19 protein-coding genes are annotated in these 23,864 nt (G+C 73.4%); 10 read left to right on the top strand and 9 right to left on the bottom strand.

Annotated elements, in window-relative coordinates; translation table 11 throughout:
- The first annotated feature begins 1 nt into the window (after position 1).
- The 3 genes from ACZ6ZN_RS05030 to ACZ6ZN_RS05020 all read left to right on the top strand — a co-directional run bounded on the left by ACZ6ZN_RS05030 (position 2) and on the right by ACZ6ZN_RS05020 (position 5,249).
- Entirely contained in the window at positions 2 to 2,389 is a 2,388-nt protein-coding gene (locus tag ACZ6ZN_RS05030; protein ID WP_451877893.1) for a xanthine dehydrogenase family protein molybdopterin-binding subunit, read from the top strand.
- A 203-nt stretch (positions 2,390 to 2,592) separates the two neighbouring features.
- A complete protein-coding gene (locus ACZ6ZN_RS05025) occupies positions 2,593 to 4,050 on the top strand; it encodes an NCS2 family permease (RefSeq protein ID WP_469643120.1) in 1,458 nt (485 codons plus the stop codon).
- A 47-nt stretch (positions 4,051 to 4,097) separates the two neighbouring features.
- On the top strand, positions 4,098 to 5,249 hold the full coding sequence (locus ACZ6ZN_RS05020) for an XdhC family protein (protein ID WP_469643118.1): 1,152 nt from the start codon (positions 4,098 to 4,100) through the stop codon (positions 5,247 to 5,249).
- A 27-nt stretch (positions 5,250 to 5,276) separates the two neighbouring features.
- Here ACZ6ZN_RS05020 and ACZ6ZN_RS05015 read toward each other — a convergent pair whose 3' ends face one another.
- Complete coding sequence (locus tag ACZ6ZN_RS05015; RefSeq protein ID WP_451877895.1) at positions 5,277 to 5,717, bottom strand: SRPBCC family protein; 441 nt, start codon at positions 5,715 to 5,717, stop codon at positions 5,277 to 5,279.
- A gap of 94 nt (positions 5,718 to 5,811) precedes the next feature.
- Complete coding sequence (locus ACZ6ZN_RS05010) at positions 5,812 to 6,579, bottom strand: polysaccharide deacetylase family protein (RefSeq protein ID WP_469643964.1); 768 nt, start codon at positions 6,577 to 6,579, stop codon at positions 5,812 to 5,814.
- 140 nt (positions 6,580 to 6,719) lie between these two features.
- Here ACZ6ZN_RS05010 and ACZ6ZN_RS05005 point away from each other — a divergent pair, with 140 nt between their 5' ends.
- From ACZ6ZN_RS05005 to ACZ6ZN_RS04995, 3 genes are read left to right on the top strand one after another with little or no spacing between them, the layout of a single operon-like run.
- Entirely contained in the window at positions 6,720 to 7,718 is a 999-nt protein-coding gene (locus ACZ6ZN_RS05005) for a glycosyltransferase family 9 protein (RefSeq protein WP_469643116.1), read from the top strand.
- Positions 7,715 to 8,593 carry a glycosyltransferase family 2 protein gene (locus tag ACZ6ZN_RS05000; protein ID WP_451877897.1) on the top strand — a complete coding sequence of 293 codons (879 nt, stop codon included), beginning with the start codon at positions 7,715 to 7,717 and terminating at the stop codon, positions 8,591 to 8,593. The genes ACZ6ZN_RS05005 and ACZ6ZN_RS05000 overlap by 4 nt, the downstream gene beginning before the upstream one ends.
- Complete coding sequence (locus ACZ6ZN_RS04995; protein ID WP_469643114.1) at positions 8,590 to 9,486, top strand: glycosyltransferase family 2 protein; 897 nt, start codon at positions 8,590 to 8,592, stop codon at positions 9,484 to 9,486. The genes ACZ6ZN_RS05000 and ACZ6ZN_RS04995 overlap by 4 nt, the downstream gene beginning before the upstream one ends.
- A 49-nt stretch (positions 9,487 to 9,535) precedes the next feature.
- Here ACZ6ZN_RS04995 and ACZ6ZN_RS04990 read toward each other — a convergent pair whose 3' ends face one another.
- A complete protein-coding gene (locus tag ACZ6ZN_RS04990; protein WP_451879600.1) occupies positions 9,536 to 9,856 on the bottom strand; it encodes a DUF3040 domain-containing protein in 321 nt (106 codons plus the stop codon).
- 130 nt (positions 9,857 to 9,986) lie between these two features.
- The gene (locus ACZ6ZN_RS04985) at positions 9,987 to 10,913 is read right to left on the bottom strand and encodes a polysaccharide pyruvyl transferase family protein (RefSeq protein ID WP_398109597.1); all 927 of its coding nucleotides are present in this window, start codon (positions 10,911 to 10,913) and stop codon (positions 9,987 to 9,989) included.
- A gap of 68 nt (positions 10,914 to 10,981) precedes the next feature.
- Between ACZ6ZN_RS04985 and ACZ6ZN_RS04980 the strand changes: the two genes are divergently transcribed.
- Both ACZ6ZN_RS04980 and ACZ6ZN_RS04975 read left to right on the top strand, forming a co-directional pair.
- Positions 10,982 to 11,821, top strand: a complete 840-nt coding sequence (locus ACZ6ZN_RS04980) for a helix-turn-helix domain-containing protein (RefSeq protein ID WP_469643112.1) — start codon at positions 10,982 to 10,984, stop codon at positions 11,819 to 11,821.
- A 62-nt stretch (positions 11,822 to 11,883) separates the two neighbouring features.
- Positions 11,884 to 12,345 (top strand): VOC family protein, encoded by a 462-nt coding sequence (locus tag ACZ6ZN_RS04975; protein ID WP_469643110.1) that lies wholly within the window; start codon positions 11,884 to 11,886, stop codon positions 12,343 to 12,345.
- 24 nt (positions 12,346 to 12,369) lie between these two features.
- On the opposite strand, the gene ACZ6ZN_RS04970 is transcribed toward ACZ6ZN_RS04975, so the two are convergent.
- The gene (locus tag ACZ6ZN_RS04970; protein ID WP_469643961.1) at positions 12,370 to 13,899 is read right to left on the bottom strand and encodes an MFS transporter; all 1,530 of its coding nucleotides are present in this window, start codon (positions 13,897 to 13,899) and stop codon (positions 12,370 to 12,372) included.
- A gap of 295 nt (positions 13,900 to 14,194) precedes the next feature.
- Between ACZ6ZN_RS04970 and ACZ6ZN_RS04965 the strand changes: the two genes are divergently transcribed.
- On the top strand, positions 14,195 to 15,751 hold the full coding sequence (locus tag ACZ6ZN_RS04965) for a Re/Si-specific NAD(P)(+) transhydrogenase subunit alpha (RefSeq protein ID WP_451879603.1): 1,557 nt from the start codon (positions 14,195 to 14,197) through the stop codon (positions 15,749 to 15,751).
- A 6-nt stretch (positions 15,752 to 15,757) separates the two neighbouring features.
- Positions 15,758 to 17,191 (top strand): Re/Si-specific NAD(P)(+) transhydrogenase subunit beta, encoded by a 1,434-nt coding sequence (gene pntB, locus ACZ6ZN_RS04960; RefSeq protein WP_451879604.1) that lies wholly within the window; start codon positions 15,758 to 15,760, stop codon positions 17,189 to 17,191.
- Positions 17,192 to 17,261: 70 nt separating this feature from the next.
- Here the strand turns inward: pntB and argG are convergent, their stop codons facing one another.
- The 4 genes from argG to ACZ6ZN_RS04940 all read right to left on the bottom strand — a co-directional run bounded on the left by argG (position 17,262) and on the right by ACZ6ZN_RS04940 (position 23,776).
- The gene (gene argG / locus ACZ6ZN_RS04955) at positions 17,262 to 18,716 is read right to left on the bottom strand and encodes an argininosuccinate synthase (protein ID WP_451879605.1); all 1,455 of its coding nucleotides are present in this window, start codon (positions 18,714 to 18,716) and stop codon (positions 17,262 to 17,264) included.
- A gap of 73 nt (positions 18,717 to 18,789) precedes the next feature.
- The gene (gene meaB, locus ACZ6ZN_RS04950) at positions 18,790 to 19,785 is read right to left on the bottom strand and encodes a methylmalonyl Co-A mutase-associated GTPase MeaB (protein WP_469643107.1); all 996 of its coding nucleotides are present in this window, start codon (positions 19,783 to 19,785) and stop codon (positions 18,790 to 18,792) included.
- Positions 19,782 to 21,968, bottom strand: a complete 2,187-nt coding sequence (gene scpA, locus ACZ6ZN_RS04945) for a methylmalonyl-CoA mutase (RefSeq protein WP_451879607.1) — start codon at positions 21,966 to 21,968, stop codon at positions 19,782 to 19,784. The genes meaB and scpA overlap by 4 nt, the downstream gene beginning before the upstream one ends.
- Positions 21,965 to 23,776, bottom strand: a complete 1,812-nt coding sequence (locus tag ACZ6ZN_RS04940; protein WP_469643105.1) for a methylmalonyl-CoA mutase family protein — start codon at positions 23,774 to 23,776, stop codon at positions 21,965 to 21,967. The genes scpA and ACZ6ZN_RS04940 overlap by 4 nt, the downstream gene beginning before the upstream one ends.
- Between the last annotated feature and the right edge of the window lie 88 nt (positions 23,777 to 23,864).

The following is a 23,864-nucleotide window of genomic DNA, read 5'->3' as shown; positions in this document are numbered from 1 at the left end:
CGTGTCATCCCCCAGCGGAACCCCCACGAAGATCACCCAGGGCACCCCGACCAAGGGCGGCATCGGCGAGTCCACGCTGCGCCCCGACGGCACCCTCAAGGTCACCGGCGAGTTCGCGTACTCGTCCGACATGTGGCACGAGGACATGCTCTGGGGCCAGATCCTGCGCTCCACGGTCGCCCACGCCGAGATCGTCTCGATCGACACCGGCGAGGCCCTGGCCACCCCCGGTGTGTACGCCGTGCTGACGTACGACGACCTGCCCACCGAGGTGAGGAACTACGGCCTGGAGATCCAGGACACCCCCGTCCTCGCCCACGGCAAGGTCCGCCACCACGGCGAGCCGGTCGCGCTCGTCGCCGCCGACCACCCGGAGACCGCGCGCCGCGCCGCCGCGAAGATCAAGGTGGAGTACCGGGAGCTGCCCGTCGTCACGGACGAGGCCTCGGCCACCGCACCCGACGCGATCCTCGTCCACGAGAACCGCGACGACCACCACAGCGGTCACGTCCCGCACCCCAACATCGTGCACCGCCAGCCGATCGTCCGCGGTGACGTCACGGCCGCCCGGGAACGGGCCGACGTGATCGTCGAGGGCGAGTACACCTTCGGCATGCAGGACCAGGCGTTCCTCGGCCCCGAGTCCGGCCTCGCCGTGCCCGAGGAGGACGGCGGCGTCCACCTCTACATCGCCACCCAGTGGCTGCACAGCGACCTGCGCCAGATGGCGCCCGTGCTCGGCCTGCCCGAGGACAAGGTGCGCATGACGCTGTCCGGCGTCGGCGGCGCCTTCGGCGGCCGCGAGGACCTGTCGATGCAGATCCACGCCTGCCTGCTCGCCCTGCGCACCGGCAAGCCCGTCAAGATCGTCTACAACCGCTTCGAGTCCTTCTTCGGGCACGTCCACCGTCACCCCGCCAAGCTGTACTACGAGCACGGGGCCACCAAGGACGGCAAGCTCACCCACATGAAGTGCCGGATCGTCCTGGACGGCGGCGCCTACGCCTCCGCGTCCCCGGCGGTCGTCGGCAACGCCTCCTCCCTGTCGGCCGGCCCGTACGTCGTCGACGACGTGGACATCGAGGCCATCGCCCTCTACACCAACAACCCGCCCTGCGGCGCCATGCGCGGCTTCGGCGCGGTGCAGGCGTGCTTCGCCTACGAGGCGCAGATGGACAAGCTGGCCGCGGCACTCGGCATGGACCCGGTGGAGTTCCGCCGGCTCAACGCCATGGAGCAGGGCACGCTGATGCCGACGGGCCAGCCCGTCGACTCCCCGGCCCCGGTGGCCGACCTGCTGCGCCGCGTCAAAGCCATGCCGATGCCGCCGGAGCGCCAGTGGGAGTCCAGCGAGGGCGCCGACGTGCGGCAGTTGCCGGGCGGCCTGTCCAACACCACGCACGGCGAGGGCGTCGTCCGCGGTGTCGGTTACGCCGTCGGCATCAAGAACGTCGGCTTCTCCGAGGGGTTCGACGACTACTCCACCGCCAAGGTCCGCATGGAGGTCATCGCCGGGGAGCCGGTGGCGACCGTGCACACCGCCATGGCGGAGGTCGGCCAGGGCGGCGTCACCGTGCACGCCCAGATCGCCCGGACCGAGCTGGGCGTCACCCAGGTGACCATCCACCCGGCCGACACCCAGGTGGGCAGCGCCGGTTCGACGTCCGCCTCCCGGCAGACGTACGTCACGGGCGGCGCGGTGAAGAACTCCTGCGAACTCGTCCGCGAGAAGGTGCTGGAGATCGGCCGCCGCAAGTTCGGCTCCTACCACCCGGCCTGGGCGACGGCCGAACTGGTCCTGGAGGGCGGCAAGGTCGTCACCGACGGCGGCGAGGTCCTCGCCGACCTGGTCGACGTGCTGGAGGGCGAGAGCGTGGAGATCGAGGCGGAGTGGCGGCACCGGCCGACCGAGCCCTTCGACCTGCGCACCGGGCAGGGCAACGGGCACGTGCAGTACTCCTTCGCCGCCCACCGGGCCGTCGTCGAGGTCGACACCGAGCTCGGCCTGGTCAAGGTCATCGAACTGGCCTGCGCCCAGGACGTCGGCAAGGCCCTCAACCCGCTGTCGGTGATCGGCCAGATCCAGGGCGGCACGACGCAGGGCCTGGGTGTGGCGGTGATGGAGGAGATCGTCGTCGACCCGAAGACGGCGAAGGTCAAGAACCCGTCCTTCACCGACTACCTGATCCCGACCATCCTCGACACGCCGACCATCCCGGTCGACGTCCTCGAACTCGCCGACGAGCACGCCCCGTACGGCCTGCGCGGCATCGGCGAGGCGCCCACCCTGTCGTCCACCCCGGCCGTGCTCGCGGCGATCCGCGCCGCGACCGGGCTGGAGCTGAACAGGACGCCGGTCCGCCCCGAGCACCTGACCGGCACCGCATGAGAGCTCTCCGGGCGGCGCACCGGAACGTCACACTTCCGCGCCGCCCGGAGATCCGGGAACCGCACCGCTCGCGGTCCCCGGGACCCGTCTGATCGTTCGTCTCGGGCCGTCCCCCGGGTCGTGCGGCCGAAGCACCTTCCCAAATCCCGTACGTCGTCGCGACGAGCCGCGGGTGCCCCTTTGAACCTTGGGAGTAGGCCCACATGACCCAGCAGTCAGTAGAGCCGAGGACCACAGCCGACGACGCGGGCGAAGGCACCCGCGTCCCGGCCGGCAGGTCCTGGCTCGACCGGTACTTCCACATATCCCTCAGAGGGTCGACCGTCGCCCGCGAAGTGCGCGGCGGCATCACGACCTTCATGGCGATGGCGTACATCCTCCTGCTCAACCCCCTGATCCTGTCCGGCAAGGACGCGGCCGGGGGCACGCTCGGGCAGCAGGCCCTGATCACCGCGACCGCGTTCGCCGCGGCGCTGACCACCCTGCTGATGGGCTTCATCGGCAAGGTGCCCCTCGCCCTCGCCGCCGGCCTCTCCGTCTCCGGGGTCCTCGCCTCCCAGGTCGCACCCGAGATGACCTGGCCGCAGGCCATGGGCATGTGCGTCATGTACGGCGTCGTCATCATGCTGCTGGTGGTCACCGGCCTGCGCGAGATGATCATGAACGCGATCCCTCTCGCCCTCAAGCACGGCATCACCATGGGCATCGGCCTGTTCATCGCGCTCATCGGTTTCTACAAGTCCGGCTTCGTGCACCAGGGTGAGGCCACCCCGGTCACCCTCGGCCCGGCGGGCGAGCTGGCCGGCTGGCCCGTGCTGCTCTTCGCCGGCACGCTGCTGCTGATCTTCATGCTCCAGGCGCGCAACGTGCCGGGCGCCATCCTGATCGGCATCGTCAGCGGCACGGTGGTCGCCGCGGTCCTGAACGCCGCCGGGGTCGTCGACCCCAAGCAGTGGGCGGGCGGCGCTCCCGAACTGCACGGCAGCGCCGTGTCCATGCCCGACTTCTCGCTCTTCGGCGACGTCGAGTTCGGCGGCTGGGGCGAGGTCGGCGCGATGACCGTCGGCATGATCGTCTTCACGCTGGTGCTGGCCGGGTTCTTCGACGCGATGGCCACCATCATCGGCGTCGGCACCGAGGCGAAGCTCGCCGACGCCAAGGGCCGGATGCCGGGCCTGTCCAAGGCGCTGTTCATCGACGGCGCCGGCGGCGCGATCGGCGGTGTCGCGGGCGGCTCCGGCCAGACGGTGTTCATCGAGTCCGCCACCGGCGTCGGCGAGGGCGCCCGCACGGGTCTCGCCTCCGTGGTCACCGGCCTGTTCTTCGCGGCCTGCCTGTTCTTCACCCCGCTCACCGCGATCGTGCCCCAGGAGGTCGCCTCCGCGGCGCTCGTGGTCATCGGCGCGATGATGCTGATGAACGCCCGGCACGTGGACTGGGCCGACCGGGCCACCGCCGTCCCGGTGTTCCTGACCGTGGTGCTGATGCCCTTCACGTACACCATCACCACCGGTGTCGCCGCGGGTGTCATCTCCTACGTCGCCATCAAGACCGCCCAGGGCAAGTGGCGCGAGATCGGCGCCTTCATGTGGATCCTCACGGCGGTGTTCCTCGTGTACTTCGCCCTCCACCCGATCGAGAGCTGGCTCGGCGTCCACTGACGCCCCGCCCCCGCACCGACACGACAGCCCGAAGGAGACCGAGACACATGCTGGACATCGCCGAGGAGCTGAACCGGTGGGTCGAGCAGGGTCGTGACTTCGCCGTGGCCACCGTGGTGGCCGTCGGCGGCAGCGCGCCCCGCCAGCCCGGCGCCGCGCTCGCGGTGGACACCGACGGCACGGCGATCGGCTCGGTCTCCGGGGGCTGTGTGGAAGGCGCGGTCTACGAACTGTGCGAGCAGGCGCTGCGGGACGGCGGGACCGTCCTGGAGCGCTTCGGCTACAGCGACGACGACGCCTTCGCCGTGGGCCTGACCTGTGGTGGCGTCATCGACGTCCTGGTCACCCCGGTACGGGCCGCCGACCCGGTCCGGCCGGTGGTCGCGGCCGCGCTCACCGCCGCCGCCGGAGGGGAGGCGGCGGCGGTGGCGCGGATCGTCTCCGGCCCGGCCGGGCTGACGGGCCGGGCGCTGCTGGTCCGCCCCGACGGCTCGACCGCCGGCGGCTTCGGCGCCCATCCGGAACTGGACCGCACGGTCGCCGCCGAGGCGGCCGCCTTCCTGGACGCCGGCCGCACCGGCACCCTGGAGATCGGGGAGCAGGGCTCGCGCTGCGGGGCACCGCTCACGGTCCTGGTCGAGTCCTCGGTCCCCGCCCCGCGCATGATCGTGTTCGGTGCGATCGACTTCGCCTCCGCCCTGGTCCGCGTCGGCAGGTTCCTCGGCTACCACGTCACGGTGTGCGACGCCCGCCCCGTCTTCGCCACCCGCACCCGGTTCCCCGAGGCCGACGAGATCGTCGTCGACTGGCCCCACCGCTACCTGGAGAACACGGAGGTCGACGCCCGCACGGTGCTGTGCGTCCTGACCCACGACGCCAAGTTCGACGTGCCCCTGCTGCAACGGGCACTGCGCCTGCCGGTGGCGTACGTCGGGGCCATGGGCTCCCGGCGCACCCACCTGGACCGCACCGCGCGCCTGCGGGAAGTCGGCGTCACCGAACTGGAGTTGAGCCGCCTGCACTCGCCGATCGGGCTGGACCTCGGCGCCCGTACGCCCGAGGAGACGGCCCTGTCGATCGCGGCCGAGATCGTCGCCGGGCGGCGCGGCGGGAGCGGCGTGCCGCTGACCGGGGCGCACACCCCGATCCACCACCCGCCGGAGTCGGGCACGGTGGGCCGGATCGGCTCGGTGGCCTGACACCCGGCGGGGACCGCGCCGGTGCCGTCAGGGCAGCCGGAGCAGGTGGTTCACGGTCCGCCCGAAGACCCGGCGCGCCGAACGCCGCAGGACGCCGTCGAACAGGGCCGGCACGAACCGGACGCTGATCTCCTCGCGCCACAGCACCCGCGTGCGCCCGCCGGGCCCCGGCCGCACCTCGAGCTCGGCCCAGCCGAGCACCACCCGGCCGCGCTTGACCAGCCGGCACCTCCCGGGGCCGCCGTCCGCGGGCGGCTCCCACACCGTGACCTCCATCGGATCGTCGAAGCCGAGCGGACCGGCGCCCGAGCGGGCCACGACACGCGTGCCCTCGCGCGTGGGCCCCGGCGGGACCACCCGGACGACGGTCAGCGGCACGGTCTCGCCGTGCCGCTCCCATCGCGTGATCCGCCGCCACGCCTCGTCGAGGGGGAGCGGGACCGTGCGCTCGAGCAGGAAGTTGGCCACACCCCGATCGTAGGGAACCCGCGCCGCCCGCCGCGCCGGTCGCGCCCCCGTCACCCGGTCGGCCCAGGCGCCGGCCCGCCGGTCCGGCGGCCCGTCACCGGTACACCTCGCCCGGCTCCGCCTTCCCCGGGGCCAGCAGGTGGGGGACCGTCACGAACACGTAGCCGCGTTCCTTCAGGGCGTCGATGATCCCCGGCACGGCCGGCACCGTGCCGTCGTAGAGGTCGTGGAGCAGGATGATGCCGTCCCGGGACGACTGGGCCAGGACGCGACGGGTGATCAGGTCCGGGTCGGTCGTGGTGTAGTCCTTCGCCGTCACGCTCCACAGGACCTCGGACAGGCCGAGCTCGCGGCTGATCTCGTGCACGGTGTCGTTCGTGCGGCCCTGCGGCGGGCGCATCAGGGTCGGGCGCCGGCCGGTGAGGCGCTCTATCTCCTCGTTGGGGCGGCGCAGTTCCTCGCGTATCCGCTCGGGGCTCAGTTCGGTCAGTATCTTGTGGTCCCAGGTGTGGCTGGCCACCTCGTGGCCCTCGGCGGCCATGCGCCGCACCAGCTCCGGGTACTTCTCGATGTGCCGCTCGCCGAGGAGGAAGAAGGTCGCGGGGACCTGCTTCTCCTTCAGGATGTCCAGCAGCCGGGCCGAGTGCTCGCTCGGCCCGGCGTCGAAGGTCAGGGCGATGCACTTGACCTCGCGGCAGTCCGCGACGCCGATGCGGGCCGCCCGGGTGCCCGCGGCTCCCTGGGCGCGGACGGCGCTGGGCGCCGTGGTGTCCGACCTGGAGCAGCCGCTCAGGACGGCGGCCAGGGCCGCGGTCGCCGCGAGCATCCCGAACGTCCGGAACCCCGCCCCCGTGTTCTGCATCTTGCCGGTCGGAATCTTCTTGGTCGGTGAAGGCATGCCGGGACTATACATGCGGTGTATACACGGCATGTATAGTGGTTTCGGGCGCCCTCCGGCCGCCTGCGCAGGCGTATCGCCGGGCCGCACGGCAGGCTGCTGGCATGACACCGGACCCGGCAGCCGCACCGACGCCACCCCGCCTCCTCGTCCTGCGCGCCCTGGGCCTCGGCGACCTCCTCGCCGGCGTCCCCGCCCTGCGGGCCCTGCGCCGGGCCCACCCGCACCACGAACTGGTGCTCGCGGCCCCCGCCGGGCTGGCACCGGTCGCACGGGCGACGGGAGCCGTGGACCGGCTGCTGCCCGCGTCCGCGCCGGGGCGGGAGGTGCCCGCGTCGCTCGACTGGAGCGGCCCGCCCCCGGACATCGCCGTCGACCTGCACGGCAACGGACCGCTCAGCCACCGGCTGCTGACGCACCTGCACCCGGCGAAGCTGCTCGCCTTCGCCCACCCGGACACACCGGAGATCGACGGACCCCCCTGGTACGCCGAGGAACACGAACGCTACCGCTGGTGCCGGCTGCTGCGGTGGTACGGCGTCGACGCCGACCCGGGCGACCTGCGGCTGCCCCCGCCGCGCACCGCCTCCCCGGCGCCCGGCGCGGCCCTTCTGCATCCCGGCGCCGGCTCGCCCGCCCGCTGCTGGCCCGTCGAGCGCTACGCGGCCGTCGCGGCCGGGCTGCGCGCCAGGGGCCTGCGGGTCGTCGTCACGGGGGGCGCCGACGAGGGCGACCTGGTGGCGCGGCTCGCCAAGGAGGCGGACCTCGCCGACACGGACGTGTTCGGCGGCGGGCTGCCGTTCGGCCGGCTGTCCGCCCTGGTCGCCGACGCGTCCTGCGTCATCAGCGGCGACACCGGCATCGCCCACCTCGCGGTCGCCCACGGCACGCCGTCCGTCACCCTGTTCGGGCCCGTCGCGCCCAGCCGCTGGGGCCCGCCGCCCGACCCACGCCACCTGGCCCTCTGGCACGGCCCGGAGGGCGACCCGCACGGCCGCCGCCCCGACCCCGCCCTGCTGCGCATCACCCCCGACGAGGTGCTGCGGGCCGCCGGCGAACTGCCCGGAATCCGGTCCGGGCGGAAGGGAACCCGGCACCCGTGAACCTCCAGGACCCGGACGCGTGCCGGGTGGGCATCGTCATCGCCACGCGCAACCGCTCCGCCGCCCTCGCCGGGAGCCTCGCCCAGCTGCTCGCCCTGCCCGAGCGGCCCCCGATCCTCGTGGTGGACAACGCCTCCACCGACGACACGCGCACCATGCTCGCCCGGGACTTCCCCGAGGTGCACCTGCTGGCCCTGCCGCTCAACCACGGGGCCCTCGCCCGCACTCACGGCGCCCGGGCCCTGGACACCCCCTACGTGGCCTTCAGCGACGACGACTCCTGGTGGGCGCCGGGCGCGCTGCTCCGGGCGGCTCGGCTGATGGACGCGCACCCGCGGCTCGGCCTGATCGCCGCCCGCACGCTCGTCGGCCCCGCCGCGCACTCCGACCCGCTCAACGAGGTCCTGGCCGGCTCGCCCCTCGGCCCGGCCGCCGACCTGCCCGGCACCCAGGTCCTGGGCTTCCTCGCCTGCGCCTCCGTCGTCCGGCGCAGCGCCTACCTCGACGCGGGCGGCTTCCACCGGCTGCTGTTCTTCGGCGGCGAGGAGACCCTCCTCGCCTACGACCTGGCGGCCCGCGGCTGGGGCGTCACCCACTGCCCCGACATCGTCGCCCACCACCACCCGGCGACCGGGCCCCGCACCGGCCGCCCGGTCGTCCAGCGGCGCAACGAGGTCCTCACCGCCTGGCTGCGCCGCCCGGTGCCGTACGCGCTCGCCCGCACCCGCGCCCTGGCCGCCGAGGCCCGCCACGACGAGCACGCCCGGCAGGCCCTGCGCGCCACGCTCGTCCGGCTGCCGGCCGCCCTGCGCGAACGGCGGCCCCTGCCGCCGCACGTCGAACGGGCCGCGCGGCTGCTGGAAGAGGCCGCATGACCCGCCCCCGGACGACCGTCGTCGTCATCACCCACGACCGGCGCCGCGAACTGCTGCGGACCCTGGACCACCTCGCCCGGCTGCCCGAGCGCCCCCCGGTGATCGTCACCGACAACGGCTCGGCGGACGGCACCGCCGAGGCGGTGGCGCGCCACCACCCGCAGGTCCGGCTGCTGCGACCGGGCCGCAACCTCGGCGCCGTCGGCCGCAACCTGGCCGTCCGCCAGGTCGACACGCCCTACGTCGCCTTCTGCGACGACGACTCCTGGTGGGCGCCCGGCTCCCTGGCCGGAGCCGCCGACCTGCTCGACGAGCACCCGGGCCTCGGCACGGTCACGGCCCGCATCGTCGTCGAACCGGACGGCGTCGACGACCCCGTCGTCGAGGAGCTGCGCCGCTCGCCCCTCACCGGACCGCCCTGGCTGCCCGGGCCGGCCCTCGGCTCGTTCCTGGCCGCCGCCACCGTGCTGCGCACCGACGCCTTCCGCGCCGCGGGCGGCTTCCACCCGCGACTGTGGCTGGGCGGCGAGGAGGAACTGCTCGCCGCGGACCTGGCGGCCGCGGGGTGGTGGCTGACGTACGCCGACCACCTGACGGTGCACCACCACCCCTCGGTGGCGCGCGACGCGACCCTGCGCCGCACCCACGGCATCCGCAACACCCTGTGGTTCACCTGGCTGCGCCGCCCGGCCGGCCCCGCCCTGCGCCGGACGGTGCACCTGGCCCGCACGGTGCCGCGGGACGCGGCCTCGCTGCGCGCCTTCGCCGAGGCCGCCGCGGCCCTGCCCTGGGTGCTGCGCGAGCGCCGGGTCCTGCCCCAGGAGGTCGAGTCCCGGCTGCGCCTGCTGGAACCCGCCCAGCGCGCCTCCAAGGCCCGCCGCTACACGGGCTGAGCCCGCACCGGCCGGGTGCGGGCCCCTCCCGGTCGTGCGGCGCGGTCCGTCAGCCGCCGCACCAGCGGCACATGAGCCGGAAGGCCGCGAACAGCGTCAGCGGCCACAGCGCGGCGAAAGCCCAGATCACGCCCGGCTCGGCGGTGACGATCCCGGCCACCATGAGGGTGACCGACACCGCGAGCAGCAGCAGGACGGTCCACCCGCGGGGGCGGTAGGCGCCGACGCGGGCGACGAACCGGGTCGCGTCGGGACGGCGGTTCAGCCGGCCGGTGCGCATCCGGCGGTTCAGGCGGCGGTCGCGGCGCAGCACGCGTTCCATCTCGTCGAGGATGCGCTGCTCGTTCTCGGGAAGTCGGCCGATGGACACGCGCTTTCTCCTTCCGGACGGCCGGACCGTCGCCTCCCGGGGAACGTGCCGCGGGGACGGGCAGGCGGGGACGTGCAGGCGCGGGCGTGCGACGGGGGACGTACAGCGGGTGCCCCGGCAGTCCCGGGGACTAACCGGGTACGGGCCGGGCCAGCGCCTCGACGAGCCGGTCCGCGCTGTCCGGCGCGGCACCCTCCCGGAACCCGTCCCGGATCTGCCGCGCGGCCACCCGCCCGCCGGTCAGGCACCAGTCCCACCAGCGGTCCAACTGCCGTACGCCCAGCGCCTCGGCGGGCACCAGCGCGGGCCAGCCGCAGGCCCGGGCCTGCGCGCCGAGTTTGGCGCCGCCCCGCACCGGGTCCACGGCCAGCACCGGTGTGCCGACCCGCAGGGCGATGACCAGCCCGTGCAGCCGGTCGGTGACGACGAGGTCCAGCCGGGCCAGGACGGACTGCAGTTGGGCGGGTGTCGCGCTCAGGTGCCAGTCGTGGGTGTCGAGCCGGGTCTCCAGCTCGAGCCGGGCGCAGTCCTTCGCGGCCAGCCAGCGCGTCACCTCCTCGGCGACCTGGCCGTGCCGCCGCAGCGCCCCGTACTCGTGCTGGCCGTGGGTGAGGATCACGCCGACCACCGGCCGCGCCGGCACCTGCGGGGCGCGGGCCGCCAGGTCCTCCACCGGCTCCCGGTCCGGCGCGTCCCGCGGGAGCACCCGGTGGAAGCCGGTCACCGCCGGGCTGCCGGGGTCGATGACCGAGGTGCCCACCGCGATCCGCACACAGTGCGCGAAGCGCCGGTGCAGCTCCTCCACCTGCGGTCCGTGCAGCGGACCGCAGACGAACACCAGGTGCGTGTAGTCGGCGGGCCGCAGCCGGTCCAGATGCAGCGCCTCCGGCCGGAACCCCGGGCTCCAGGCGATGTCGTACGGGATGCCCGTGCCCCGCAGGACGTCCTCCACCCGCCGTAGGGCCAGGACGTCCCCGGCGGTCGCCTCCCCGTCGGGGAAACTGAACCACCCGGTCAGCAGCACCCTGCGCGGTCGTATGCCCTCGTGTGTCTGCACACGCCCTGAGTGCCCCGCCCGAGACCGGAACAATCAGGGCAAAAAGCACACCGTCGTACGCTGGACCCATGCGCCCCGCGCCGCAGCCGTCGCTCTCCCTCACGGTCCGGCCGTCGGCGCCCGCCCTGGCTCCGCTGATCGGGGCGATGGGGTACGCCGCGACCCGGTTCGCGCACACCGCCGAACTGGCTCTGCCCACGGGCGGGGCCCAGCTGCTGGTGAACCTCGACCGGGACGCCCTCACCTCCACACCGCTCCGCGGCGCCCGACGCAGCACCCCCGGCGCGGCCGTGCTCGGGCCCTTCACCGGGCCGGCCGTGATCGACCCGGCGCAGCAGGCCGCCGTCGTCTGGGTGGCGTTCCGTCCCGCGGGACCGGGCCCCTTCCTGCCCGTGCCCGTCGGCGAGGTGCGCGACGAACTGACCGGGCTCGGCGACCTGTGGGGCGCCGACGGCGCGGTGCTGCGCGAACGGCTGCTGGAGGCCGTGGCCGCCGGTGGCCCCCGCGCCGCACTGCGCACGCTGGAGACGGTCCTGCTGGAGCGGGCCCGGACCCCGCCGGCGCCCGACCCGGCGATCCGCCGCGCCGCGCTGCTGTTCGGCCGGGGCGTGCCCGTCGCCGAGGTCGCCGACCGGCTCGGCTGGACGCCGCGGCGCCTGGCCCGGCGCTGCGCCGGCGAACTCGGCGTCCCGCCCAAGCGCTACGCACGGGTGCGGCGCTTCCAGCGGCTGCTGCGACGGGTGAACGCCGGGCAGCCGCCGCCGGACTGGGCGGCGCTCGCCGCGGACTGCGGCTACCACGACCAGGCCCACCTGATCCACGAGTTCCGCGCGCACGCCGGCATCACCCCGGGCGCGTACGCCCCGCGCTCGCCGCGTGAGGGCAACCACGTACCGCTCCCCGGGTGAGGTGCGCCGGGGCGGCGGTTTTCTACAATCCGCGGCCGCCGCCCGCCCGTCATCGTGGGGGCATGACGCACGCAGGCGGCAGGCCCGCCCTCACCCGGCTCCACGCCCGGCTCGTGGTCTCCGACGGGCCCCGGGCCGTCGACTTCTACCGCACCGCGCTGGGCGCCGAGGAGATCGAGCGGTACACCGGCCCCGAGGGCCGGATCGTCCACGCCCTGCTGCGGCTCGGCGACGCGGTCCTCGCCGTCAAGGACGCCGCCGACGGCGACCCGGCGCCCCCCGACCTCGGAGGCACCCCGGTCATCATGGCCCTCGACGTGTCCGACGCCGACGCCGACGCCGTCGCCGACGCCATGCTGCGCGCCGGGGCGAGCGTCGTGCACCCGGTGGCCGACCAGCACTACGGGCAGCGCGGCGGACGGCTGGCCGACCCGTTCGGGCACCAGTGGATGATCTCCCAGCCCCTCGAGGACCTGACCCATGATCAGATCCAGCGACGCACCGACGAGTTGTACCCCTCCTGAGGCGGCGCCCGCCCCGGCGGCGCCTCAGGTGCGGCCCGCGACCGGCTCCTCGACCGGGGCCTGCCCGTCCACCTTGCCGCCCGGGTGGCGCAGGGCGCACAGGAAGGCGATGCCCAGGGCGACGGCCATGCCGTAGAACACCCACTGGTTGGCCTCGGCGAAGTCCATGCGGATCGCGGACATCGCGTCCCGGGTCGCCTCGGCGGCCTGGCCGGTACCGGTGGGCGGCCGGGCGTCGCCGTTGCCCGTGACCGACTCGGTGACGTCCCGTGCGACGCTCCCGGCCCTTCCGGCGGGCACGCCCTGCGACTCCAGGGAGTCCGTCACCTTGTCCGTCGTGACGTGCGTCAGCATCGTGCCGTAGACCGCCATGCCCACGCTGGCCGCGAAGTTGCGCACCGTCTGGGTGATGCCGGTGACCTCGCCGTAGGAGGTGCCGATGGCCCGGTTCACGGCGTCCGTCGAGGCCGGCGCCAGGATGAAGCCGACACCCGCCCCGGCCAGCGCCGCGTAGAGCCACTGGTCGTGCATGGTCAGGTTGGTCAGTTCGCCCGCCCAGAGCGCGAACCCGACGGCACCCACCACGCCGCCCAGTTTCAGCGCCGGCCGCGCGCCCTTCTTGTCGAGGATCCGGCCGCCCCATTGGGAGGCGATCGCGAAGCCCACGAAGAAGTACAGCAGGAACAGCGCGGCCTGGTTCGGCGAGGCGCTCAGCGACACCTGCGCGTACACCGACGCGAAGAAGAACAGCGGGACGAACGCCAGCATCGCGAAGAAGAGCACCAGCGCGTCCACGCTGAACGCCTTGTCCCGGAAGACCCGCAGGTCGATCAGCGGATGCTCCACCCCGCGCTCGTAGCGGACGAACCCGGCCAGCACCGCGAGGCCGCCCACGATGCACAGCCAGGTCGCCCAGCTGTCCCAGCCCCAGGAGAACGCCTGCTGGAAGCCGAGCACGCTCAGACCCATCCCGAGGGCGATGAGGACGGCACCGGGCACGTCCAGCGTGCCGGAGCGCCGCCGGTCGGAGACGTGCGCCAGGGCCGTCAGCACCAGCGCCACGATCGCCACCGGGACGTTGACCCAGAACACCGCCCGCCAGGTCCAGTTGGTCAGCCAGCCGCCCAGGAGCGGCCCGATGGCGGTCAGCGCGCCGGTGACCCCGAAGAACAGGGCGAGGGCGCGGCCGCGCCGCTCGACCGGGAAGACGGCCACCACCACGGCCAGGGCCGCCGGGAACAGCAGCGCCGCCCCCAGCCCCTGGGTGGCCCGGAAGACGATCAGCCAGGCCTGCGCGGCGCCGCCCGCGGGGACGCAGCCGCACAGCACCGACGAGACGACGAACACCAGCGTGCCGATGACGACGACCCGGCGCGGCCCGTACAGGTCCGCGAGCCGCCCGCCGAGCGCGAAGAACGCGGCGAGGGCCAGCAGGTAGGCGTTGACCACCCATTGCATCCCGGAGGACGACAGGCCCAGTTCCCGGACGATGTCCGGAGCCGCGATCGACACGATGGTCTGGTCGATGAAGGTCATGGCGACGGCGAACATCATCGCCGCCAGCGCCAGAGTCTGCTGAGACACGGTTCGGGAGGGGGACGCGGTCCCGCGCCCCGGGCGCACATGGGTCACACGTCCAGTCTGCGCGCGCCGGAAACATGCCGCATCACGGGGCAACTGGCGCCTCCGGAGCCACGGCAATACCGCCGAACGGACCTCACGGCAACCCCTCGGTCGTGTGAGGACGGCCTCCCCGGCCATGTGACCGTGGTCCGCCACGGATACCGCGTCGACCGTGCAGGATGCGGGCACCAAGGAGGACAAGCACCAAGACGAGGAGAGGCAGACGATGGTTCCAGCGGAAGCTGAACCCCAGAGGATCGGCATTCCGGCCGAATCCACTGCGGGCGAGACCAGGGTGGCGGCCACACCGGCCACCGTGGGCAGACTCGTCGCGCTCGGGTACGACGTGGTGGTCGAACCGGGAGCGGGAGCCGCGTCCCGTTTCTCCGACCCGGCCTACGAGGAGGCGGGGGCCCGCCTGGGCGACCCGTGGCAGGCGGAGATCGTGCTCAAGGTCAACGGCCCCTCCCACGAGGAGATCGGCCGGCTGCGCGACGGGGCGACCCTGGTCGCGCTGATCAGCCCCGCGCTCAACCCCGAGCTCGTCGAGGAGCTGGCCCGACGGCCCGTCACCGTGCTCGCCATGGACGCCGTGCCGCGCATCTCGCGCGCCCAGTCCCTGGACGTCCTCAGCTCGATGGCGAACATCGCCGGCTACCGGGCCGTGGTCGAGGCCGCGCACGCCTTCGGCCGGTTCTTCACCGGCCAGGTGACCGCCGCCGGCAAGGTGCCGCCCGCCAAGGTCCTGGTCGCCGGCGCCGGAGTCGCCGGCCTCGCCGCCATCGGCGCCGCCCGCAGCCTCGGCGCCGTGGTCCGCGCCACCGACCCCCGGCCCGAGGTCGCCGAGCAGGTGCGCTCCCTGGGCGGGGAGTTCCTCGCCGTCTCCACCGAGCAGGAGGTGAGCACCGACGGCTACGCCAAGGCCACCTCGGAGGACTACGACCGGCTCGCCGCGCAGCTGTACGCCGAGCAGGCCGCCGACGTCGACATCATCATCACCACCGCCCTCATCCCGGGCCGCCCGGCGCCGCGGCTGATCACCGCCGAGGACGTCGCGCGCATGAAGCCCGGCAGCGTCATCGTCGACATGGCCGCCGCCCAGGGCGGCAACGTCGAGGGCACGGTCGCGGGCAAGGCCGTCGTCACCGACAACGACGTGACGATCATCGGCTACACCGACCTGCCCGGCAGGCTCCCGGCCCAGGCCTCGCAGCTGTACGGCACCAACCTCGTCAACCTGATGAAGCTGCTCACGCCGGGCAAGGACGGCCGCCTCGTCCTCGACTTCGACGACGTGGTGCAGCGGTCGATGACCGTGGTCCGCGACGGCGAGAAGACCTGGCCGCCGCCCCCGGTGCAGGTGTCCGCCGCCCCGGCCCCCGCCGCCGCGAAGGACGCCGCCGCACCGGCCCCCGAGGCGGCGGCCAAGCCCGCCCGGCCCGCGTGGGCCTCCTACGCCCTCGTCGCAGCCGGCGCGCTCGCGCTGTTCCTCGTGACGGCCTTCTCCCCGAGCGAACTCCTCGGCCACTTCACGGTGTTCGTCCTGGCGATCGTCATCGGCTTCTACGTCATCGGCAACGTGCACCACGCGCTGCACACACCGCTGATGTCGGTCACCAACGCCATCTCCGGCATCGTCGTGGTCGGCGCGCTGCTCCAGATCGGGCAGGGGGACACCGCCGTCACCGTGCTGTCGTTCGCCGCGATCCTGCTGGCGAGCATCAACATCTTCGGCGGATTCGCCGTGACCCGCCGCATGCTCGGCATGTTCTCGAAGGGCTGATCAGGGATGACCACAGACACGGCCGCCCAGGCCGCCTACGTCGTCGCGGCGCTGCTGTTCATCCTCAGCCTCGCCGGACTCTCCCAGCACCGGACCTCGCGTTCCGGCGTCGTCTGGGGCATCGCGGGCATGGTCGTCGCACTCGCCGCGACCGTCGGACTCGCCTCGCGCAGCATCACCGCCACCGGACTGGTGCTGATCGCCGTCGCCACGGCGGCCGGGGCCGGCATCGGCCTGTGGCGGGCCCGGGTCGTCGAGATGACCGGCATGCCCGAGCTGATCGCCATCATGCACAGCCTCGTCGGTCTGGCCGCCACCCTGGTCGGCTGGAACGGCTACCTCGACGTCGACGCCGACCTGTCCGGCTCGCTGCTGGGCATCCACCACGCCGAGGTGTTCATCGGGGTGTTCATCGGCGCCGTCACCTTCACGGGCTCCGTCGTCGCCTATCTGAAGCTGTCCGCGCGCATCGCCTCCCGTCCGCTGACCCTGCCGGGCAAGCACGTGCTGAACATCGGCGCGCTGGTCGCCTTCGTGGGGCTGACCATCGCGTTCGTGGCCCGGCCGAACATGGGGCTGCTCATCGCGGTCACCGTGGTCGCCCTGGCGCTCGGCGCGCACCTGGTCGCCTCCATCGGCGGTGGTGACATGCCGGTGGTGGTCTCCATGCTGAACAGCTACTCGGGCTGGGCGGCGGCCGCCTCGGGCTTCCTGCTCGCCAACAACCTGCTCATCGTCACCGGCGCGCTGGTGGGCTCCTCCGGTGCCTACCTGTCGTACATCATGTGCAAGGCGATGAACCGGTCCTTCATCTCGGTGATCGCCGGCGGCTTCGGCACCCCGGCCGCGGCGGCCGAGGAGGGCGAGCAGGGCGAGCACCGGGAGATCGGCGCCGAGGAGACCGCGGAACTCCTGCGCGACGCCACCTCGGTGATCATCACGCCGGGCTACGGCATGGCCGTCGCCCAGGCGCAGTACCCGGTCGCCGAACTGGCGCGCAAGCTGCGCGAGCGGGGCGTCGAGGTCCGCTTCGGCATCCACCCGGTCGCCGGCCGGCTGCCCGGGCACATGAACGTGCTGCTCGCCGAGGCCAACGTGCCCTACGACATCGTCCTGGAGATGGACGAGATCAACGACGACTTCGCCGCCACCTCGGTCGTCCTGGTCATCGGCGCCAACGACACGGTCAACCCGGCCGCCACCGACAACCCGTCGAGCCCCATCGCGGGCATGCCGGTGCTGCACGTGTGGGAGGCGGCGAACGTGGTGGTCTTCAAGCGGTCCATGGCCGCCGGCTACGCGGGCGTGCAGAACCCGCTGTTCTTCCGCGAGAACACCCAGATGCTCTTCGGCGACGCCAAGCAGCGCGTCGAGGACATCCTGCGCGGGCTGGACGCCCTGGACAGCCCGGTCCGCGAGATGGCCGGCACGTCGGGCTGAGCCGACGGGCACCTCGCGCACGAGGGCCGGCTCGACACCGTCGAGCCGGCCCTCGCGTTGTTCCGTGCGGTCAGTCCGTGCCGGACTCCATCGCCGCGCGGTCCAGCCAGGCGTCCTCCTCCGAGACCTCGCCGCGGGAGGCGATGGCCTCGGCGCCGCCCTGCGGCAGCTCCGGCATGGTGCCGATCAACCCGGTCGCGGCGGCCTGGGAGGCGCCGATCGTGGGGCTGCCGGTGCCGATCAGGCCGATGCCGGCGTACTGCTCCAGCTTGGCGCGCGAGTCGGCGATGTCCAGGTTGCGCATGGTGAGCTGGCCGATCCGGTCCACCGGGCCGAAGGCCGAGTCCTCGGTGCGCTCCATGGACAGCTTGTCCGGGTGGTAGCTGAACGCCGGGCCGGTCGTGTCGAGGATCGAGTAGTCCTCGCCGCGCCGCAGCCGCAGCGTCACCTCACCGGTGACGGCCGCGCCGACCCAGCGCTGGAGCGACTCGCGGATCATCAGGGCCTGCGGGTCCAGCCAGCGGCCCTCGTACATCAGCCGGCCCAGGCGCCGGCCCTCGGTGTGGTACTGGGCGAGGGTGTCCTCGTTGTGGATCGCGTTGACCAGCCGCTCGTAGGCGGCGTGCAGCAGGGCCATGCCCGGGGCCTCGTAGATGCCGCGGCTCTTGGCCTCGATGATGCGGTTCTCGATCTGGTCCGACATGCCGAGCCCGTGCCGGCCGCCGATGGCGTTGGCCTCCATCACCAGGTCGACGGCGGAGGGGAACTCCTTGCCGTTGATCGACACCGGGCGGCCCTGGTCGAAGCCGATCGTCACGTCCTCGGGGGCGATCTCGACCGTCGGGTCCCAGAACTTCACGCCCATGATGGGCTCGACCGTCTCGATGCCGGTGTCCAGGTGCTCCAGCGTCTTGGCCTCGTGCGTGGCGCCCCAGATGTTGGCGTCGGTGGAGTACGCCTTCTCGGTGCTGTCGCGGTAGGGGAGGCCGTGGGCGAGCAGCCACTCCGACATCTCCTTGCGGCCGCCGAGCTCGGTCACGAACGCCGCGTCCAGCCAGGGCTTGTAGATGCGCAGGTGCGGGTTGGCGAGGAGGCCGTAGCGGTAGAACCGCTCGATGTCGTTGCCCTTGAAGGTCGAGCCGTCGCCCCAGATCTGGACGTCGTCCTCCAGCATCGCCCGCACCAGCAGCGTGCCGGTGACGGCCCGGCCGAGCGGGGTGGTGTTGAAGTACGCCCGCCCGCCCGAGCGGATGTGGAACGCGCCGCAGGTCAGCGCGGCCAGGCCCTCCTCGACCAGCGCCGCACGGCAGTCGACCAGGCGCGCGATCTCGGCGCCGTAGGCCTGGGCACGGCCGGGCACCGAGGCGATGTCGGGCTCGTCGTACTGGCCGATGTCGGCGGTGTAGGTGCAGGGGATCGCGCCCTTGTCGCGCATCCACGCGACCGCGACGGAGGTGTCGAGACCGCCCGAGAAGGCGATGCCGACGCGTTCGCCGGCGGGCAAGGAGGTGAGGACCTTGGACATAGAAAGAGTATGTATCACTTTGCATAGTCATGCAAGCCGGGCGTGCGCATTCCTCGCTCCGGTTCTTTCCGGTTCAGGAACCCGCGGCCTCGGTACCGCCGCCGAGCGCGCCGAGGATCCGCTCGGCGGCCAGGGTCGGGGTCAGTGCACCCTGCCGCACCCGCTCCTCCAGCACGGGGGCCAGGGCCCGGACCGCCGGGTCGGCGTGCAGCCGCCCGAGGAGTTCGTCGCGGACCATGCTCCAGGTCCAGTCGACCTGCTGATCGCGGCGCTTGGCGGTGAGGCGGCCGGTGGAGTCCAGCAGCGTGCGGTGCTGCTCCAGCCGCTCCCACACCGTGTCCAGCCCCGTCGACTCGCGGGCGCTGCAGTGCAGCACCGGCGGCGTCCAGAACGTGTCCTTGCCGTGCATCAGCCTGAGCGCGCCCGCCAGTTCCCGCGCGGCGGCCCGGGCGTCGCGCTCGTGCGGTCCGTCGGCCTTGTTGACGGCGATCACGTCGGCCAGCTCCAGCACGCCCTTCTTGATGCCCTGGAGCTGGTCGCCGGTGCGGGCGAGGGTGAGCAGCAGGAAGGTGTCCACCATGTTCGCCACGGCCGTCTCGGACTGCCCGACGCCGACCGTCTCCACCAGGATCACGTCGTAGCCGGCCGCCTCCATCACCACGATCGACTCGCGGGTGGCTTTGGCGACCCCGCCGAGGGTGCCCGCCGTGGGGGAGGGGCGCACGAACGCCGCCGGGTCCACGGCCAGCCGCTCCATCCGGGTCTTGTCGCCCAGGATGGAGCCGCCCGTACGGGTGGAAGACGGGTCGACGGCCAGCACCGCCACCCGGTGCCCGAGCGAGGTCAGCAGCGTGCCGAAGGCGTCGATGAACGTCGACTTGCCGACGCCGGGCACCCCGCTGACGCCGATCCGCCGGGCCCGGCCGCTGTGCGGCAGCAGCGCGGTCAGCAGCTCCTGGGCCAGCGCCCGGTGCTGGGGGCGGGTCGACTCGACGAGTGTGATGGCGCGCGCGACGATCGCCCGCTTCCCGTCGAGCACGCCCTTCACATACGCGTCGACATCGATCACAGCTCGTGCCCGAGACCGTCCGACAGCCGCCGCACCAGGTCGTACGCCGCGTCCGGGATCACCGTCCCGGGCGGGAAGACGGCCGCCGCCCCCATCTCCAGCAGCGTCGGCACGTCCTGCGGCGGGATGACCCCGCCGACGACGACCATGATGTCCTCGCGCCCCTCCTCCGCCAGCGCCTCGCGCAGCGCCGGGACGAGGGTGAGGTGACCGGCCGCCAGCGACGAGACGCCGACGATGTGCACGTCCGCCTCGACGGCCTGCCGGGCCACCTCGGCGGGCGTCTGGAACAGCGGGCCGACGTCCACGTCGAAACCGAGGTCGGCGAAGGCGGTGGCGATCACCTTCTGGCCGCGGTCGTGGCCGTCCTGGCCCATCTTGGCGACCAGGATGCGCGGGCGGCGCCCCTCGGCCTCCTCGAAGGCGGACACCAGGGTGCGGGTGCGGTCCACGCTCGGGGACTCTCCCGTCTCGTTGCGGTACACGCCGGTGATCGTACGGATCTGACTCGCGTGCCGTCCGTACACCTTCTCCAGGGCGTCGGAGATCTCCCCGACCGTGGCCTTGGCGCGGGCCGCGTGCACGGCCAGCTCCAGCAGGTTGCCCTCGCCGTCGGCGGCCCTGGTCAGCGCCTCCAGCGCGTCCCGGCAGGCCTGCTCGTCGCGCTCCGCGCGCAGCCGCCGCAGCTTCTCGATCTGCTGGGCGCGCACCGAGGAGTTGTCGACCTTCAGGACCTCGATCTGCTCGTCGGTCTCCACCCGGTACTTGTTGACGCCGATGACCGGCTGCCGGCCCGAGTCGATCCGGGCCTGGGTGCGGGCCGCGGCCTCCTCGATGCGCAGCTTGGGGATGCCGGCGTCGATGGCCTTGGCCATGCCGCCCGCGGCCTCCACCTCCTGGATGTGCTGCCAGGCCCGCCGCGCCAGGTCGTACGTCAGCTTCTCCACGTACGCGCTGCCGCCCCACGGGTCGATGACCCGTGTGGTCCCGGACTCCTGCTGGAGCAGCAGCTGCGTGTTGCGGGCGATGCGCGCCGAGAAGTCCGTCGGCAGGGCGAGCGCCTCGTCCAGGGCGTTGGTGTGCAGCGACTGGGTGTGGCCCTGGGTGGCCGCCATCGCCTCGACGCAGGTGCGCGTGACGTTGTTGAACACGTCCTGCGCGGTCAGCGACCAGCCGGAGGTCTGCGAATGGGTGCGCAGCGACAGCGACTTGGCGTTCTGCGGGTCGAACTGCCGCACCAGCTTCGCCCACAGCAGGCGCGCCGCGCGCAGCTTGGCGACCTCCATGAAGAAGTTCATGCCGATCGCCCAGAAGAACGACAGCCGCGGCGCGAACGCGTCCACGTCCAGGCCGGCTTCACGGCCCGCCCGGATGTACTCCACGCCGTCCGCGAGGGTGTACGCCAGCTCCAGGTCGGCCGTCGCACCCGCCTCCTGGATGTGGTAGCCGGAGATGGAGATGGAGTTGTAGCGCGGCATCCGCTGCGAGGTGTACGCGAAGATGTCGGAGATGATCCGCATCGACGGCTTCGGCGGGTAGATGTAGGTGTTGCGGACCATGAACTCCTTCAGAATGTCGTTCTGAATGGTCCCGGCCAGCTTCTCGGGCGGTACGCCCTGCTCCTCCGCCGCCACGATGTACAGCGCCAGCACGGGCAGCACCGCGCCGTTCATCGTCATCGACACGGTCATCCTGTCCAGCGGGATCCCGTCGAACAGCTGCCGCATGTCGAGAATCGAGTCGATGGCCACGCCCGCCATGCCGACGTCGCCCGTCACGCGCGGGTGGTCGCTGTCGTACCCGCGGTGCGTGGGCAGGTCGAAGGCGACCGACAGGCCCTTCTGCCCGGCCGCGAGGTTGCGCCGGTAGAAGGCGTTGGACTCCTCGGCCGTGGAGAAGCCCGCGTACTGGCGGATCGTCCAGGGCTGGTTGACGTACATCGTCGGGTACGGGCCGCGCAGGTACGGCGCCGCTCCCGGGTAGGTGTCCAGGAAGTCCAGGCCCTCCAGGTCACGGCCGGTGTACAGCGGCTTGACGGAGATGCCCTCCGGGGTCTCCCACAGCAGGTCGTCACCGCCGGAGGCGTTCTTGACCGCCGCGCGCCACTCGTCGGGCGTGCCGTCGGCGGCCGGGGTGCCCAGCTCGATCCCGGAGAAGTCGGGGATGCCACGGGGGGCGGTCATCGGGCAACTCCCATGCGGTCGAGGGTCGCGGACAGCACGGCCACGGCGTCGCAGCCCGCGAAGACGTAGTCGTCGACACCGGGGTACTCCCCGGGCCGCCCGGCGAGGAACACGTGCGCGGCGCCGGCCTCCTTGAGCTGCGCGGCCCGGGCCGCCGCCTGCTCCTCGTACAGCGCGTCGCTGGAGCACAGCACGGCCTCACGCGCGCCGCTGTCCGCGAAGTCGCCCTCGGCGACCGGCTCGATGCCGCCCGCCTGGAAGAGGTTGGAGGCGAAGGTGAGGCGCGCGGTGTGGGCGGCGGCCGGGCCGAGCGCGGCGAGGAAGATCCGCGGCCGGGAGCCGGTCGCGGTCAGGTGCGCGTCCGAACGGGCGCGCAGCGCCTCGAAGGCCTCGTCGCGGCGCACCCGCGGCAGCCCGCCCGCCGGCCGCCCGGGCGCGGGCTCGCGCACCACCGGCTTCTCCGCCAGGAACGGGAACTCGCTGACTCCGGTGACCGGTTCGCGCCGCTCGGCCAGCCGTCCGGTGCGCTCCCGCCAGGTCTCGGCGAGGTCCCGCTCGACGTCACCGGACCGCAGGGCGGCCGCCATGCCGCCGAGCCCTTCGATCCGCTGGAAGAACTCCCAGCCCGCGTGGGCGAGTTCGTCCGTGAGCCGCTCCACGTACCAGGAGCCGCCCGCCGGGTCGATCACCCGGGCCAGGTGCGACTCCTCGATGAGGATGGTGGAGGTGTTGCGGGCGATGCGCCGGGCGAACGCGTCCGGCAGGCCCAGCGCGTCGTCGAAGGGCAGCACCGTGACCGCGTCGGCCCCGCCCGCTCCGGCCGCCAGGGTGGCGATGGTGGTGCGCAGCATGTTCACCCAGGGGTCGCGGCGCGTCATCATCACCGGCGACGTGACCGCGTGCTGGCGCTGCGCCCCGGCGGCCGGGGCACCGCAGACCTCGGCGACCCGCGCCCACAGCCGGCGCGCGGCCCGCAGCTTGGCGATCGTCAGGAACTGGTCGGCGGTCGCCGCGTAGCGGAACTCCAGCTGCCCGCAGGCCTGTTCGACGCCCAGTCCGGCACCGGTCAGCTCCCGCAGGTACGCCACCGCCGTGGCCAGCGAGGCCCCCAGCTCCTGCGCGGCCGACCCGCCGGCCTCGTGGTACGGCAGCGCGTCCACGGTCAGCGCCCGCAGTTGCGGGTACTCCCCGGCGCACCGTCGCGCCAGCTCGGCCGCCGCCGTGAAGTCCTGCCGCTCACCGGTACGGGCCTCGAACCCGAGCGGGTCGGCGCCCAGGTTGCCGCGGGCGGCCTCCGGCGCGACGCCCCGCTCCTCGTACAGCCGGAACAACTCCCGCGCGGCCGGCTCCGTGTCGCGCCCGGCGTCGAGCACCACCCCGGCCAGGTCGAGGTAGACGCCGTCGAGGACCGCGCCCAGGGAGGGCACCGGGACGCCGCCGTCGCCGACGGTCAGCCACAGCGAGGTGACGCCGTTCTCGAGGTCGGCGAGCAGCGCGTCGCGGTCGGCCGCCGTGTGCCGCTGCCGTACGTCCCAGCCGCCGACCGTGTTGCCCTCGGCGCGGCCACCCCGTACGAAGGGGGCGAACCCGGGCAGCCCCGGTTCGGGTGCGGCGTCGCGGGCGGTGTACAGGGGACGGGTGCGCAACCCGTCCTCCAGCGCGGTGGACAGGGCTTCCTCGGCCTCGGCGCCCCCGACGTCCTTGCCCGACTTGCGCAGCACACCCGCCACTAGGCGCTGCCACTGCTCGTGGGGCACGTCAGGGAACTCGCCGGCCAGCTCAAGCCCGTCGTCAGGCAGGACCGTCATGCTCGGATGCTAGGTCACGGACACGAACGGGCAGCAGAGGGGACGCCTGTGACCTTCCCCTCGCTCAGATTGTGACCCCGCTCTCCCC

The organism is Streptomyces sp. NPDC053665, assembly GCF_055585285.1.
Note: the sequence above shows the minus strand (reverse complement) of the source record. Positions and strands in the feature narration are given on the sequence as shown.